Annotated in this window: 15 protein-coding genes; 11 read left to right on the forward strand and 4 right to left on the reverse strand. The window is 33.0% G+C overall.

All coding sequences use genetic code 11. The features are described from left to right. Positions 1–268: 268 nt before the first annotated feature. From ACKVOV_RS10040 to ACKVOV_RS10080, 9 genes are all read left to right on the forward strand, one after another. Positions 269–1,594 (forward strand): cytochrome c3 family protein, encoded by a 1,326-nt coding sequence (locus tag ACKVOV_RS10040; RefSeq protein ID WP_409206625.1) that lies wholly within the window; start codon positions 269–271, stop codon positions 1,592–1,594. Between the two features lie 90 nt (positions 1,595–1,684). Further along, complete coding sequence (locus ACKVOV_RS10045) at positions 1,685–4,735, forward strand: TAT-variant-translocated molybdopterin oxidoreductase (RefSeq protein WP_409206626.1); 3,051 nt, start codon at positions 1,685–1,687, stop codon at positions 4,733–4,735. Positions 4,736–4,761: 26 nt separating this feature from the next. Further along, on the forward strand, positions 4,762–6,168 hold the full coding sequence (gene nrfD / locus ACKVOV_RS10050; RefSeq protein WP_409206627.1) for an NrfD/PsrC family molybdoenzyme membrane anchor subunit: 1,407 nt from the start codon (positions 4,762–4,764) through the stop codon (positions 6,166–6,168). 6 nt (positions 6,169–6,174) lie between these two features. Next, positions 6,175–6,699 (forward strand): DUF3341 domain-containing protein, encoded by a 525-nt coding sequence (locus tag ACKVOV_RS10055; RefSeq protein WP_409206628.1) that lies wholly within the window; start codon positions 6,175–6,177, stop codon positions 6,697–6,699. Between the two features lie 8 nt (positions 6,700–6,707). Beyond that, the gene (locus ACKVOV_RS10060) at positions 6,708–7,253 is read left to right on the forward strand and encodes a c-type cytochrome (protein ID WP_409206629.1); all 546 of its coding nucleotides are present in this window, start codon (positions 6,708–6,710) and stop codon (positions 7,251–7,253) included. A 25-nt stretch (positions 7,254–7,278) separates the two neighbouring features. Next, positions 7,279–8,754, forward strand: a complete 1,476-nt coding sequence (locus tag ACKVOV_RS10065; protein ID WP_409206630.1) for a quinol:cytochrome C oxidoreductase — start codon at positions 7,279–7,281, stop codon at positions 8,752–8,754. Between the two features lie 18 nt (positions 8,755–8,772). Beyond that, on the forward strand, positions 8,773–9,945 hold the full coding sequence (locus ACKVOV_RS10070) for a cytochrome c oxidase subunit II (protein WP_409206631.1): 1,173 nt from the start codon (positions 8,773–8,775) through the stop codon (positions 9,943–9,945). A 29-nt stretch (positions 9,946–9,974) separates the two neighbouring features. After that, positions 9,975–11,780 carry a cbb3-type cytochrome c oxidase subunit I gene (locus ACKVOV_RS10075; RefSeq protein ID WP_409206632.1) on the forward strand — a complete coding sequence of 602 codons (1,806 nt, stop codon included), beginning with the start codon at positions 9,975–9,977 and terminating at the stop codon, positions 11,778–11,780. 80 nt (positions 11,781–11,860) lie between these two features. Beyond that, a complete protein-coding gene (locus tag ACKVOV_RS10080) occupies positions 11,861–12,547 on the forward strand; it encodes a porin family protein (protein ID WP_409206633.1) in 687 nt (228 codons plus the stop codon). Here the strand turns inward: ACKVOV_RS10080 and ACKVOV_RS10085 are convergent. The 4 genes from ACKVOV_RS10085 to ACKVOV_RS10100 all read right to left on the reverse strand — a co-directional run bounded on the left by ACKVOV_RS10085 (position 12,542) and on the right by ACKVOV_RS10100 (position 15,062). Beyond that, positions 12,542–13,150, reverse strand: coding sequence for a hypothetical protein (locus tag ACKVOV_RS10085; protein ID WP_409206634.1), 609 nt, complete (start codon positions 13,148–13,150; stop codon positions 12,542–12,544). The genes ACKVOV_RS10080 and ACKVOV_RS10085 overlap by 6 nt on opposite strands. A 47-nt stretch (positions 13,151–13,197) precedes the next feature. Continuing rightward, a complete protein-coding gene (locus tag ACKVOV_RS10090) occupies positions 13,198–13,905 on the reverse strand; it encodes a tRNA1(Val) (adenine(37)-N6)-methyltransferase (protein WP_409206635.1) in 708 nt (235 codons plus the stop codon). A gap of 73 nt (positions 13,906–13,978) precedes the next feature. Next, the gene (rimM, locus tag ACKVOV_RS10095; RefSeq protein ID WP_409206636.1) at positions 13,979–14,503 is read right to left on the reverse strand and encodes a ribosome maturation factor RimM; all 525 of its coding nucleotides are present in this window, start codon (positions 14,501–14,503) and stop codon (positions 13,979–13,981) included. A gap of 16 nt (positions 14,504–14,519) precedes the next feature. Then, the gene (locus tag ACKVOV_RS10100) at positions 14,520–15,062 is read right to left on the reverse strand and encodes a 30S ribosomal protein S16 (RefSeq protein ID WP_409206637.1); all 543 of its coding nucleotides are present in this window, start codon (positions 15,060–15,062) and stop codon (positions 14,520–14,522) included. A 181-nt stretch (positions 15,063–15,243) separates the two neighbouring features. Here ACKVOV_RS10100 and ACKVOV_RS10105 point away from each other — a divergent pair, with 181 nt between their 5' ends. Next, positions 15,244–15,933 carry a DUF6252 family protein gene (locus tag ACKVOV_RS10105; protein WP_409206638.1) on the forward strand — a complete coding sequence of 230 codons (690 nt, stop codon included), beginning with the start codon at positions 15,244–15,246 and terminating at the stop codon, positions 15,931–15,933. A gap of 119 nt (positions 15,934–16,052) precedes the next feature. Further along, entirely contained in the window at positions 16,053–16,454 is a 402-nt protein-coding gene (locus ACKVOV_RS10110; protein WP_395056870.1) for an RNA recognition motif domain-containing protein, read from the forward strand. Positions 16,455–16,476 lie beyond the last annotated feature (22 nt).

Raw genomic sequence — 16,476 nt, forward strand, 5'->3', positions numbered from 1 at the left:
GCCAAATAAAAATAGTGCGAAAATTGTTTTTTGATAGCCTAAAAATCTCATAATGAATTGGTTTTTATGCAAAAATACATTTTAACTTCGGATGCAAAATAAAAATTATTATTTAGAATAATTATAAATTAATAATTAAGATATATTTAAGGTTTTGAGAATAGTTCTTAAGTCGTATTTTTGTCGAAGTTTTTTAAATGGCAAATTGTATTTATTACGAAAATCGTAGCAAAATCAGTGCCTAATTTAGATGTTAATCATTTAATATATGAAAAAAGTGGGTAACCATAAATCGATTTCAAGGATAATAACGCTTAGTTTAGCGTTCGTATTGTCCGTTTCCTTAAGTTCTCTTGCGCAAGTTGCTGCTCCAGCTGCAACAACAACAATGGCTGCTCCAGCTGCTGGCGGAGATGCGGTACAAGGAAAAGCGCTTTTTAATTCAAATTGCGCTGCCTGTCATAAGTTAGATGCTAAAATGACGGGACCAGCTTTACGTGGTGTGACTGGAAGACATGATAAGTCATGGTTTTACGGTTGGATTAAAAATAGTTCTGCGCTTATCGCTTCAGGTGATGCAGATGCTGTAAAGCTTTTTAATGAGAATAATAAAGCGGTAATGACTGCTTTTCCTCAATTATCAAATGCTGATATAGATAATATTTTAGCATATACTGATACTAAAATTGAAACTCCGCCTGCTCAATTACCAACTAACGGTGCTGAGGGAGCTTCTAAAGAAGGTGGTTTATCTAACGAATTAATCTTAGGATTGCTTGCTGGTATTTTAGCGGTTTTGGTTGTTATGTTGTTTATGGTAAACAATGTTTTAAACAAAATTGCAAAAGCTAATAATATACAAGTAGCTGCAAAAGAAAAATCATTACCTATTTGGAAAGCATTTGCTAAAAATCAATTTTTAGTACTTGTTTCTACAATTTTGTTAATGTTAGTGAGTGCTTACTTTGTATATGGTTATTTAATGCAAATAGGAGTTGATAAAGATTATGCTCCAATTCAGCCAATACATTATTCGCATAAAATTCACGCAGGAGATAATGGTATCGATTGTAAATACTGTCACTCATCTGCAAGAACAAGCAAAACAGCTGGAGTTCCTTCGTTGAATGTTTGTATGAATTGTCATAAAAACATCGCTGAATTCCAAGGAGATAAAGATTCTACTTACGTTGAATACACGAAAGAGTATTACACTGGAGAGATTCAAAAATTATATGATGCTGTAGGTTGGGATAAAACAACTCAAAAATATACAGGAAAAACAAAACCAGTAAAATGGATTAGAATTCATAATTTACCTGATTTCGTTTATTTCAATCACTCACAACACGTAACTGTTGCTGGTATTGAATGTCAGAAATGTCACGGGCCAGTTCAAACTTATGAAATCCAAAGACAATTTGCTCCACTTACAATGGGATGGTGTATTAATTGTCACCGTACAACAGATGTTAAGGTTGAAGGAAACGATTACTACAAAAAAATTCACGAACAACTTTCTAAAAAATATGGAGTAGACAAATTGACTGCTGCTCAAATGGGAGGTTTAGAATGTGGTAAGTGCCATTATTAAAAAAAAAGTTTATTCAGTTATTCGGTTATTTGTTTAACCGATATAACTAAATAACAGAATTACAAATAAACGAATAACCAATTATAGAATATGTCATCAAACAAAAAATACTGGAAAAGTGTTGAAGAACTAAACGAAAATAGTTCTATTGTTGAGACGCTTAGAAATAACGAATTTGTTGAGGAGATTCCAACAAATGAATTTTTAGGTGATGCTGCTACTTTAGCTACATCTTCTACAACACGTCGTGACTTTCTTAAGTATGTTGGATTTACTACGGCAGCAGCTACGCTTGCAGCTTGTGAAGGTCCAGTGCATAAGACAATTCCTTATGTAGTTCAACCTGAAGAAATTATTCCTGGAGTAGCCGATTTTTATGCTACAACAGTCGCAGATGGTTTCGATTTTGCTAACATTTTAGTAAAAACTCGTGAAGGTCGTCCTATTAAGATAGAAAATAATAAAATTGCTGGTGCAAATTTTCATGCAAATGCACGTGTTCATGCGTCTGTATTGTCATTATATGATAGTATGCGTTTGAAGACTTCAAAAATTGCTGGAAAAGATTCAACTTGGGATCAAGCAAATGCTAAAATTAAATCTAGTGTTGCTGAAGCAAAAGCAAAAGGAGGAAAAGTTGTATTGTTAACAAATACTTCGGCAAGTCCATCTACTGATAAATTGATTGCTCAGTTTTTAGCTTCAAATCCAAATGCAAAACATGTAACTTATGATGCAGTTTCTTCATCAGAAGCTTTAGATGCTTTTCAAACGGTTTATGGTGAAAGAGCTTTAGTTAATTATGATTTTTCAAAAGCTAATGTAATTGTTTCTGTTGGTGCAGATTTCTTAGGAGATTGGCAAGGTGGTGGTTTCGATTCAGGGTATGCGCAAGGGCGTATTCCTCAAAACGGAAAAATGTCACGTCACTTTCAGTTTGAAGCTAATATGACATTGTCAGGTGCTGCTGCTGATAAGCGTGTGCCAATGACTGTTGCAAATCAAAAACAAGCATTAGTAAAAATATACAATATAGTAACTGGAGCATCAGTATCAACTTCAAAAACTGATAATGATGATGCTATTACAAATGCGGCTAAACAATTATTAGCTGCAAAAAGCAAAGGAGTTTTAGTTTGTGGTATCGATGATAAAAATGCACAATTGTTAGTTTTGGCTATCAATAAAGCATTATCAAGTGAAGCTTTTGATACGGCAAACACTCGTCAAATCCGTAAAGGAAATAACGCTGATGTAAAACAACTTTTAGCTGATATGAAATCGGGAGCTGTTCATACTTTAATTATGAATGGTGTAAATCCAGTGTATTCATTACCAAACGGAAAAGAATTCTCAGATTCATTGAAAAAAGTAAAACTTTCTGTTGCATTTGCAATGAAAGAAGATGAAACTGCTGCTATTTCAAATATTGCAGTTGCAACACCACATTATTTAGAATCTTGGGGAGATGTAAGTATTGTTAAAGGAAGTTATGCTTTAACGCAACCTACTATTCGTCCTTTATTTGATACAGTTCAATTTCAAGATGCTTTATTATCTTGGACTGGAAGTACACAAACTTATTACGATTATCTTCGTGCTTCTTGGTCAGGTTCAAAATCTTGGAATCAATTGGTTCACGATGGAGTAGCGGTTACAGAAGGAGTTTCTTCTGGTGCTGGTGCTGGTGCCGATTTTAATGGTGCTGCTTCAGCTTTAGCAAAAGCAACATCATCAAAATTAGAATTAGTATTATATACTAAAACTGGTTTAGGAGATGGTCAGCAAGCAAACAATCCTTGGTTGCAAGAATTTCCAGATCCAATTACAAGAGCTTCATGGGATAATTATTTAACTATTTCTCAAGCAGATGCAACAACTTCAGGAATTGAAAACTGGAATGTGGCTAATGGAGGACTTAACGGAAGTTATGTTACCTTAACTGTTGATGGAGTAAAACTAGAAAAAGTTCCAGTAATTATTCAGCCAGGTCAAGCAAAAGGAACTGTTGGATTGGCGCTAGGATATGGTCGTAAAGCGGCTATGAAAGAAGAAATGCAAGTGGGAGTAAATGCTTACACTTTATATAATAACTTTAGTAATGTACAAAATGTATCGATTGCTAAAGAGGATGGTGAACACGAATTTGCTTGTGTTCAGCTTCAAAGAACATTAATGGGTCGTGGAGATATTATTAAAGAAACTTCCCTTGATGTGTTTAATAAAGCAAACGAAAAAGGAGATAATCAAGTTTATAATCCTATTCCTATGGTATCTTTAGATCATAAAGAAGTTCCTTCGACTACTGTCGATTTATGGGAATCTTTTGATCGTACGGTAGGACATCATTTTAATCTTTCTATCGATTTAAATGCTTGTACAGGTTGTGGATCTTGTGTTATCGCTTGTCATGCTGAGAATAATGTACCAGTAGTTGGAAAATCGGAAGTAAGAAGAAGTCGTGATATGCACTGGTTGCGTATAGATAGATATTATTCTTCTGAAACAACTTTTGATGGAGATAATAAAATAAAGGAAGAGAGTGACGGATTAATGGATTCTATATCTACTTTACGTGGAATGGAAACCCCATCAAATAATCCTCAAGTTGCTTTTCAGCCAGTAATGTGTCAGCACTGTAACCATGCGCCTTGTGAAACTGTTTGTCCAGTGGCAGCAACTTCACATAGCCGTCAAGGTCAGAACCATATGGCTTATAACCGTTGTGTGGGTACTAGATATTGTGCAAATAACTGTCCTTATAAAGTACGTCGTTTCAACTGGTTCTTATATAACAAAAATGATGAATTTGATTATCACATGAATAACGATTTAGGTCGTATGGTGTTAAATCCAGATGTGAATGTTCGTTCTCGTGGGGTTATGGAAAAATGTTCAATGTGTATTCAAAAAACACAATCGACAATTTTGACTGCTAAACGTGAAGGAAGAGAAGTTAAATTTGATGAGTTTGAAACAGCTTGTTCTAGTGCATGTACTACTGGAGCAATGGTTTTTGGAGATGTAAATAATAAGGAGAGTAAAGTAGCTGAATTAGCTGAAGATAAAAGAATGTATCACTTGTTAGAACACATTGGAACAAAACCAAATGTATTTTATCACGTAAAAGTTAGAAATTAATATTAATAAGAAATAAGATAAAGGATATGTCGTCTCATTACGAAGCACCCATTAGAAAACCTTTGGTTATTGGTAGTAAAAGCTATCATGACGTTACAGTAGATGTAGCAAGACCAGTAGAAGGTAGAGCCAACAAACAATGGTGGACAGTATTTTATATAGCATTAGCCGCATTTTTGTGGGGATTAAGCTGTATGATTTATACCATCTCTACAGGTATTGGAACTTGGGGATTAAATAAAACAGTAGGTTGGGCTTGGGATATTACTAACTTCGTTTGGTGGGTTGGTATTGGTCACGCAGGAACCTTAATTTCTGCGGTATTATTATTATTCCGTCAAAAATGGAGAATGGCGATTAACCGTTCTGCAGAAGCAATGACAATTTTCTCTGTAATGCAAGCAGGTTTGTTTCCAATTATTCACATGGGACGTCCATGGTTAGGGTATTGGGTTTTACCTATTCCGAACCAGTTTGGTTCTCTTTGGGTTAACTTTAACTCACCATTACTTTGGGACGTTTTCGCAATTTCTACATACCTTTCAGTTTCATTAGTTTTCTGGTGGACTGGGTTGTTACCTGATTTTGCAATGATTAGAGATAGAGCCGTAACTCCTTTTAATAAAAGAGTATATTCTATACTAAGTTTTGGTTGGTCAGGTCGTGCAAAAGATTGGCAACGTTTCGAGGAAGTTTCACTTGTTTTAGCAGGTTTAGCTACTCCTCTTGTACTTTCGGTACACACGATTGTATCTTTTGACTTTGCTACCTCAATCGTTCCAGGTTGGCATACAACAATTCTTCCACCGTATTTTGTGGCAGGAGCTGTTTTCTCAGGATTTGCGATGGTAAATACTTTACTTATTATCATGAGAAAAGTATCTAATTTAGAGGACTATATCACAATACAACATATCGAATTAATGAATATTGTAATTATGATTACAGGTTCTATAGTTGGATGTGCTTATATCACAGAGCTTTTTGTTGCTTGGTACTCAGGAGTAGAATATGAGCAATATGCATTCTTGAACAGAGCTACTGGACCTTACTGGTGGGCATATTGGGCAATGATGTCTTGTAATGTTTTTTCTCCACAATTTATGTGGTTTAAAAAGTTACGTACAAGTATTATGTTCTCATTTATAATATCAATTGTAGTAAATATTGGAATGTGGTTTGAACGTTTTGTAATCATTGTAACTTCGTTACACCGTGATTACTTACCATCTTCTTGGACAATGTTTCAACCAACATTTGTAGATATAGGTATTTTTATAGGTACTATTGGTTTCTTTTTCGTGTTATTTTTACTTTATTCTAGATCATTCCCGGTAATTGCTCAAGCAGAAGTAAAAACAATTTTAAAATCATCAGGAGATAATTTTAAAAGAGAAAGAGAAAAAGAAGGACATAATCACGATAATCACTAATAAGTCATGAGTAATAAAGTAATACATGCACTATATAATGATGATGATGTTTTGATGGATGCTGTAAAGCAAACCAGATTAGCACACCATCATATTGAAGAGGTTTATACGCCATTTCCAGTTCACGGACTAGATAAGGCTATGGGACTTGCACCTACAAGAATTGCAATTTGCGCTTTTATGTATGGGCTTACAGGTTTGGCATTCGGAACTTGGATGATGAATAACATTATGATTCAAGATTGGCCACAAGATATAGGTGGAAAGCCAAGTTTTAGTTACATACAAAACATGCCTTCATTTGTACCAATTATGTTCGAAGAAACTGTATTTTTTGCAGCTCACTTAATGGTTATTACTTTTTATATGAGAAGTAAATTGTGGCCATTTAAAAAAGCTGAAAATCCAGACGTTCGTACAACAGATGACCATTTTCTAATGGAGGTCGCTATAAATAATAACGAAAGTGAATTAACTTCTTTCTTGCAAAATACAGGAGCTGTAGAAGTTAAAGTAGTAGAAAAGCATTAATCAGAACTATGAAAAAAGTATATACACTAGCAGTTTTAATGGGGTTGTCTTCATTGCTGTTTTCATGTCAAGATAAGTTAAAGCCTAACTATCAGTTTTTTCCTAATATGTATGAGTCAGTTGGATATGAAACATATTCAGAGTCTTCAGCATTTAAAAACGGAAAAGAAGGTCAACTTCCAGTTCAAGGGACAATAAAGAGAGGTTATGTTCCTTATGAAATTCCAAATACGCCTGCAGGATATTTAGCATCAAAAAATGTTGTAAATTCACCATTAGATTCAACTTCTGTTGATTTTGAAAAAACAAAATTATTGTTTAATGTTTATTGCGCAATTTGTCATGGTGAAAAAGGTGATGGAAAAGGAAAACTTGTTGAAAGAGAGAAATTTCTTGGAGTTCCTAGTTATGCAGATAGACAAATTACTGTTGGAAGTATTTATCATGTACAAACATACGGACTAAATTCGATGGGATCTTATGCGAATCAATTGTCACAAACAGAAAGATGGCAAGTTGCAGCATATGTTTTGAAACTTAAGTCTGAATTATAATTGTAAAACACACTATATATAAGCTATGTATACATTTTCAAGCAAATTAAAAAACTTATCATTCGTCTTAATGCTTTTAGGAGCATTAGGTATTGGTTATGGTTTTTTCACTGCACCTAAAAATACAGAAGAAGTAGAAAAAATTCTAACCTCTAGTCATGGTGAGCATCATGAAGGATCTACAAATGAAGTTGCACCAGCTCATAAAGAAGTGGTACATGCAACAGAAATTATAAAAGATTCTACAAAAGTTGAAGAAAATCATTTGGATTCAATTGTAAGTAATGTTGAAAAACATGAGGTTGTTGCCGAATCTGCTCATGATCCTAATAAGACAAACGCAACTATTCATGAAGACGCTAATGCAGAACACGCTGAGCATTTAGAGCACGTTTTAGGACAGTTGCAAAATAAACCATGGTCTGCATTATATGTTGCTGCATTGTTTTTTATGTTAATATCATTGGGAGCTTTAGCTTTTTATGCTATTCAACATGCTGCACAGGCAGGTTGGTCTCCAGTTTTATTTAGAGTAATGGAAGCAATAACATCTTATTTAGTTCCTGGAGCTATAATCGTATATGTTTTATTAGTTTTATCGAGTTTACATTTTAACAATAATCATTTATTCGCATGGATGAATGAAGGTGTAACAGAGGTTGGGAATAAAAACTACGACGAAATTATTGCAGGGAAAGCAGGATATTTAAATATTCCTTTTTTCTTAATTAGAGCAGCTATTTTTATGGGAGGATGGATATTTTATCGTCAATATACTCGTAAAAATGCTTTAGCACTAGACGAAACGCATGATGTAACTTATTACAAGAAAAATTTTAAAGCATCAGCAGCATTTTTAGCATTCTTCTTAGTTTCAGAATCTATGATGTCATGGGATTGGATTATGTCTGTAGATCCGCACTGGTATAGTACTTTGTTTGGATGGTATGTGTTTGCAAGTTTCTTTGTAAGTGGTATAACAGTAATCGCATTAACAACATTATACTTAAAATCTAAAGGGTATTTAGAAAATGTGAATAATAGTCATTTTCATGATTTGGCAAAATTCATGTTTGGTATATCAGTATTCTGGACATACTTGTGGTTCTCACAATTTATGTTAATGTGGTATGCTAATATTCCAGAAGAGGTTACTTATTTTAAAATGAGAATAGATAATTATAATTTACCTTTCTTTGGAATGGTTGTTATGAACTTTGTATTTCCAATATTGATCCTTATTAATACTGATTTCAAACGTGTGCCTTGGATTATATCTATGGCAGGTACTGTAATATTATGTGGTCACTATCTAGATTTTCATAATATGATTTTCCCAGCTACAGTAGGAGATCAATGGTTTATAGGGATTTCAGAAATAAGTTCAATATTATTCTTTGCTGGATTGTTTATATTTGTAGTGTTCACAACACTTGCAAAACAACCTTTGTTACCAAAAGGCAATCCACTTATCGAAGAAAGTAAGCATTTTCATTATTAATATTTAAACAAAAAACAGATGACAAGTTTGTTGGTAATTATAGTTTTACTTTTAGTAGGTGTTGCAATTTGGCAGTTAACGAAAATTTTCGATTTAACTCAAGTTGGAGCAAACAAAAACAATTCACAGATTGCAGATAATAAGGATAATAATGTCCAAGGATATTTAATGTTCGGATTTCTTGCGTTCCTTTATATTTTTATAATTTTCGGATTATTTAAATGGGGTCATTTAGTATTAGTCGATCCAGCTTCAGAGCATGGTAAAGATTATGATAGCTTAATGTGGATAACATTTGGAGTTGTATTTTTAGTTGTATTTCTTACACAGGCACTTTTGCATTATTTTGCTTTCAAGTATAGAGGAGCCGAAGGAAAAAAAGCTATTTATTTTGCTGACAACGATAAATTAGAATTTATCTGGACAATTATTCCCGTATTTGTTTTGGCAGGTTTAATTCTTTATGGATTATATACTTGGACAAATATTATGTTTGTAGATGAAGATGAAGATGTAATGGTTGTTGAATTATATGCAAAACAATTTGCATGGACAGCTCGTTATTCTGGAAAAGACAATGTTCTTGGAAAAGCAAACGTTCGTTTAATTGAAGGAATAAATACTATGGGTGTAGATCTTGAAGATCCAAATGCACAGGATGATATTGCTGTGACCGAATTGCATATCCCAAAAGGTAAAAAAATTGTATTTAAATTGCGTTCGCAAGATGTATTACATTCAGCTTTTATGCCACATTTTAGAGCACAAATGAATTGCGTACCAGGAATGGTAACTCAATTTGCATTTAGACCTATTATGACTACTGACGAAATGCGTCAAACAGAGCATATGATTGAAAAAGTAGATAACATTAACAAAATTCGTTCTAAAAAAAGTGCCGAATTAGTCGCTAATGGAGAATCTCCACTAGATCCTTATACTTTTGATTATCTATTGTTATGTAATAAAATTTGTGGAGCTTCACACTATAATATGCAAATGAAAATTGTTGTAGATACTCCAGAAGAATTTCAAAATTGGTTAAAAGACAAACCAACTATTGTAAAAACAGTTGCTGATGAAAAAGCAGCAAAGGCAGCCGAAAGTGCTCCAGTTGTAACAACAGCAGTATCTAAAAAAATAGATTCAACAAAAGTTGCAGTAATTGCAGCTCCAGTTGCAGTAAAATAATTATACAATTAAATTTAAAATAAAACACTATGGCAGCAGCATCTCATGACCACGATCACGCACATGATCACGATCACGAACACCACCATAAAGATACTTTTATAACTAAATATATTTTTAGTATAGACCACAAAATGATTGCTAAACAATACCTTATTTCTGGTATTATTATGGGAATTATAGGGGTTATTATGTCATTGCTTTTTAGAATGCAAATCGCGTGGCCTGAACAACCATTTAAGATATTTGATTTTCTTTTAGGAGATAAGTTAGCTCCAGGAGGAGTAATGCGTAATGATATTTATCTTGCACTGGTTACAATTCATGGTACAATCATGGTTTTCTTTGTGTTAACAGCTGGTTTGTCAGGAACTTTTAGTAATTTATTAATTCCACTTCAAATTGGTGCCAGAGATATGGCTTCAGGCTTCCTGAACATGATTTCTTATTGGTTGTTTTTTACTTCAAGTGTGGTTATGTTATCATCACTTTTTGTAGAGTCTGGACCTGCATCAGCAGGATGGACAATTTATCCGCCATTAAGTGCTTTGCCTCAGGCAATTCCAGGTTCTGGAACAGGAATGACATTATGGTTAGTATCTATGGCTATATTTATTGCGTCTTCATTAATGGGATCATTAAATTATGTTGTTACGGTAATTAATTTGAGAACTAAAGGAATGTCTATGACAAGATTGCCACTTACAATTTGGGCTTTCTTTGTTACAGCTATTATTGGAATTGTTTCTTTCCCTGTATTGTTATCGGCTGCATTGTTGTTAATAATGGATAGAAGTTTTGGTACATCATTCTTCTTATCAGATATATTTATATCTGGAGAAGTTTTACATTACCAAGGGGGTTCTCCAGTATTGTTTGAACACTTATTTTGGTTCTTAGGTCACCCAGAGGTATATATTGTATTATTACCTGCTTTGGGAATTACTTCTGAAGTTATTGCAACAAACTCTCGTAAACCAATCTTTGGATATCGTGCTATGATTGCTTCTATTTTGGCAATTGCATTTTTATCAACAATCGTTTGGGGACATCATATGTTTATTTCTGGAATGAATCCATTTTTAGGATCTGTATTTACTTTTACAACCTTATTAATTGCAATTCCATCAGCAGTAAAAGCGTTTAACTATATTACGACTCTTTGGAAAGGTAATTTGCAACTAAATCCTGCTATGTTATTTTCAATTGGATTAGTTTCTACATTTATATCTGGAGGAATTACAGGAATTGTTTTAGGAGATAGTACATTAGATATTAATGTTCATGATACTTATTTCGTAGTAGCTCACTTTCACTTAGTAATGGGTATTTCTGCACTGTATGGTTTCTTTGCTGGAGTATATCACTGGTTCCCAAAAATGTTTGGAAGAATGATGAATAAGAATTTAGGATATATTCACTTTTGGGTAACTGCAATTTGTGCTTACGGTGTTTTTTATCCAATGCACTTTATAGGAATGGCTGGTTTACCACGTCGTTACTATACAAATACTAACTTTCCATTGTTTGATGATTTAGCTGATGTAAATAAAGTAATTACTACTTTTGCATTAATTGGAGCAGCTTTCCAATTGGTATTTATGTGGAATTTCTTTACAAGTATTTTTTACGGAAAAAGAACAGTACAAAATCCATGGAGATCTAATACTTTAGAATGGACTGCACCAGTTGAACATATACACGGAAACTGGCCAGGTGCTATTCCAGAAGTTTATAGATGGCCTTATGATTATAGTAAACCAGGTCATGATGAGGATTTTGTTCCTCAAAATGTACCTATGAAAGAAGGTGAAGAAGAACTTCATCATTCATAAAGAATTTAAAAATGCCTTTCTTAATGAAAGGCATTTTTAGTTTAAAGTATTTTCTTAACTTTAAACCATAATTATATCTTATGCGAAATTTTTTTATTTTTATTTTATTTTTATTCTCTTTAAATGTTTTTTCGCAAGAAGAACCAAATTTTTCGGCAATAGATTCTTTGTACCGAGAAGATCAATTTTATTTTGGAGTTACTTATAATATATTAAATGATAAACCTGTTGGAGTATCTCAAAATTCGTTTTCTACGGGTTTAAATTTAGGATTATTAAGAGATTTTCCTATTAATAAAAAAAGAACCTTTGCTATTGCGCCAGGGTTGGGTTTTTCATATAGTAATTATAAAGAAAATCTTATTGTAGAAGATATTAATGGAACTATTAATTACGAAACAATAGTATCAGGAATAAATTACGATAAAAATAAATTAGCTTTATATTTTGTCGATTTACCTATCGAATTTAGATGGAGAACATCAACCTTCGAATCACATAAGTTCTGGAGGGTTTATACGGGATTTAAGGTTAGTTATTTGCTTTTAAGTCAGTCACGATATATTGATGTCGATAAGAGCTTTAAAATTAATAATAATACTGATATTAATAAAATTCATTATGGTGCTTATGTCTCTGCGGGATATAACTCTTGGAATTTGTATGCTTATTACGGATTACAAAATATATTTAAAAGTGGTAGTTTAAACGGAAATCCTATTGGATTAGGTACTCTAAATATTGGTTTAATGTTTTATATATTATAACCAAAAGAGCAAAAGTAATAGCTGAGGGAATAATCCAACTAAATATCCTAAAACTAATTCCTTAGTGGTGTGCGCCTTCATATATAGCCTTGAAGAAGCAACAAGACCATTGCAAAGTAGTAGAAAACTTATTATTACAACTTCACGGACTTGAAAATGTATACAGCAACTTATGCAAAATACAGTTAGTGAGGAAATTCCCAACATATGCAAACTTGCTTTTTTATTAAGGTAAACCAATGATAAGGCAATTATGCTACTAATTATGCTGCCTAAAAAAAAATAAAATAATTCAGGTATTATTTCTTTTGTAATACTTTTTATAATTAATAGAGATAGCAATATTATATGAAAAATTAAAGGAATTTTTCTTTGTGAGACTTTGGTAACCATTATAGAATCTACTTTACCAATCATAATAAGTAAATAAAAGCCTGTTAATGGAATAAGAACAGTGACTAAAAGAACTTGTATTATATATAAATAGATTGTTTCATAAACAAAATAGCGATTTGTTATTATGAAAAAATAAAAAATTGTTGCCAACACCGATATGAAAATAGGGTGAAATAAGTAAGAGAAAAATGGAAGAATTTTTTTCAATGGGAAGATTTAATAAAGACAAATATAGAAATTAGTATAAATGAAACTTACATTTTTAAATAAAAATCCTTTGTCAAATTTATATATTCTTTAGTGTAATTATGTCTAGCAGTTTCGATAACTAACTCGTCAATAGAGAAGTCGACTTGTTTGTTTCTGCTAAAAGCCAATAAACTGCGTTTGGTTTCAGAAGTTGGCGTTCCTTTTACTCGGGTTATTTTTATAGGATATAACTCAAATTCATTGGCTAAAGTAACGAATTTTTCTTCTTCCTTGTATGGGATTATAACAGAAAAAATACCGCTTTCAGAAAGTAATAAATCAGCGGCTTCAATTAATTCTTCAAAAGGCATGGCGTCTGAAAAACGAGCCAAATCCCGTTGCTCATTCTCGGTTTTATAATCTTCAGTATAAAATGGAGGATTGCAAACAATTAAATCGTACTCATCTTCTGGCTCTTCAATAAATTCGTCTAAACCTGCGTGGTAACAAAATAAACAGTCGCTCCAATTAGAATTTTCAAAATTATCTGTTGCTTGTTCATAAGCACTTTCATCAATTTCCAAAGCATCAATTTGTTCTGCGGAACTACGCTGCGATAGCATTAGAGCAATAAGACCTGTTCCGGTTCCTATGTCTAAAATAGAATTTGGGTTGTGGTCTATAGGAGTCCAAGCTCCAAGCAAAACGCCATCAGTTCCAACTTTCATTGCAGTTTTATCTTGTTGGACAGAAAATTGTTTGAATGTAAACATGAATTTGATGATTAACGATTGTAGATTTTTCTAATAAACGATTAACCAAATCAACGAATAACCGAATAAACTTCTAAAGATACATTTCGACAAGTCCTTCAGGTAAATCCATCACGACTTTTTTGTTTTCTCGATCTATTTTTACAATAAAATGATCAATCATTGGAATTAACATTTCAACTTCACCATTTAAAACTTCAAAAAGTGGTTGAGCAGTAGTGTCGTTTATAGAAACAATTTTTCCAAAAACACCAACACGTTTGTCTTCAATTTCAAAACCAATAACTTCGTGAAAATAGAATTTGTTACCTGTAAGTTTTGGCAACATTTTTAGCGGAAGATATACTTCGCAATTCATAATAGCATCGGCTTCTTCTTCGTTGTCTACATCTTCAAAACGAACACGGAGAAAATCACCTTTGTGTAGGTTGCTATTTTGAATAAAAAATGGAATCAGATTTTTGTTTACTTCAACAAAAACTGATTCCAAATCTTCATACATTTCAGGTTCGTCCGTATCTAAATAGATAAGAACTTCCCCTTTGAAACTAAATTTTTTTGCAATTTTACCTAAGTAGAAACAATCTTCTTTACGCATCTTGCAAAAATAAATATTAAGCTTCTGTTTCTTCTGTGTTTTCTTCAGCAGCTGGAGTTTCTGCTTCAGCAGCAACTTCTTCTTCAACTACAGCTTCTGGAGCTTTAGCAGCTTCAGTTTGAGCAGCAATACGCTTCTCGTTTGCAGCTGTTTCAGCTTTAAATGCTTTAGCTTTAGCATCAGATTGTGCTTTAGTTAAACCATCTTTTTTAGCGTCAACTTTACCAGCTTTAGCTTCGATCCAAGCAGTTAATTTTGCATCAGCTTGTTCTTGTGTTAAAGCACCTTTACGAACTCCTCCATCAAGGTGGTGTTTAAGTAAAGCTCCTTTGTAAGAAAGAATTGCTCTAGCAGTATCAGTTGGTTGAGCTCCATTGTGCAACCATTGTACGGCAGCATCAAGGTTCAAATCTACTGTTGCAGGATTTGTGTTTGGGTTGTAAGTACCGATTTTTTCTAAGTATTTACCATCTCTTTTTGAGCGTGCATCTGCAGCTACTACCCAGTAAAAAGGTTTTCCTTTTTTACCGTGTCTTTGTAATCTAATTTTTACTGACATAATCTTATGATTAATTTTGAGGTACTCGACCTCGATTATTTAAGGGTGCAAATATACATATTTTTATGAAACTTAGAACTAAAGTCTTGATTTTTTGGTTTTTCCTTGTAAATATTTATATTGTTTATTAGTTTTTTAATTGTAATCGGTTATTTTTGTAATCTAAAATTCACACAAAAAGATGAAAAAAGTTATTTTTCTATTTGCTTCTGCAATTGCATTAATATCATGCGAAAAAAATGTAGAATTTAATAATCCAGCATTTCAAGCACAAATAAATGGTTCTTTGTGGAAATCTTCAACTATGTCTGCAACAAAATCTGCAACTGGACAAGTTGTGTTAAAAGGAGTTTCTGCTACAGGTAACCTACAAATAAACTTAAATTCTTCTGCACTAGGCGCGAGGACTTTAGGTACAATAAACACTTCAAACTTTGTTTCTTATTCATTTGCAAACGACACAGCCAATTTTGATTATACTACAGGAATAACTTTTGCTCCAGTAAATAATATATCGCTTTTTTCAGGAGGAACAGGTTATACAACATCAAGTTTAGTGGCTACAACAGGTGGTTCAGGATTGGGATTAAAAGTAGATATAGTTGCTAATGCAAGTGGTGTGATTACAAGTGTTTTGGTAAATTCTCCAGGAACTAATTATAGAGCAGGTGATCTTGTAAATATTGTAGGTTTAAATTCAAACGCATCAATTATAATTCAAAATGTGACAAAAAGTAATGGGGAGGTGACAATTACTGAATATGATGGAGCAACAATTTCAGGAAATTTTAAGTTTACAGCATTTGATGCAGGAAATAATCAAACAGCAGCTTGTCGCGACGGTGTTTTTTACAAGGTTCCTGTAAATTAATTTTAAAGATTGATACTTCTAAAGTGCTGAAAAAGAGTTTATTTCAAAATAAAACCTTAACATCGTGTAATTTAGAATATTAATAACTTACCTTTGTCCTAATATAATAAATATAATATATGAACATTTTTGTTGGAAGTCTTCCTTGGAGTATCGAGGAAGCAGATTTAAGAGAGTCTTTCGAGGCTTATGGTGCTGTAGAATCAGTAAAAATTATTACTGATAAATTTACAGGAAGAAGTAAAGGATTTGGTTTTGTTGAAATGCCAAATGACGAAGAAGGTCAAAAAGCTATTGATGAGTTAAATGGTGCAACTGTTGACGGACGTGCTATTGTTGTAAACAAATCAGAACCAAAACCAGAAGGTGAAAGAAAAAGCTTCAATAACAGTCGCCCAAGCGGTGGTGGTTATGGTGGTGGAAACAGCCGTGGTGGTGATTCTCGTGGAGGTTACAGTGGTGGTGGAAACAGCCGTGGTGGTGGTTCTAACGACCGTGGTGGAAACAGAGGTGGATATTAATCTAACTTATTTTTCAAAATAT

It is taken from the genome of Flavobacterium sp., assembly GCF_046153165.1.
Lineage (GTDB): Bacteria > Bacteroidota > Bacteroidia > Flavobacteriales > Flavobacteriaceae > Flavobacterium.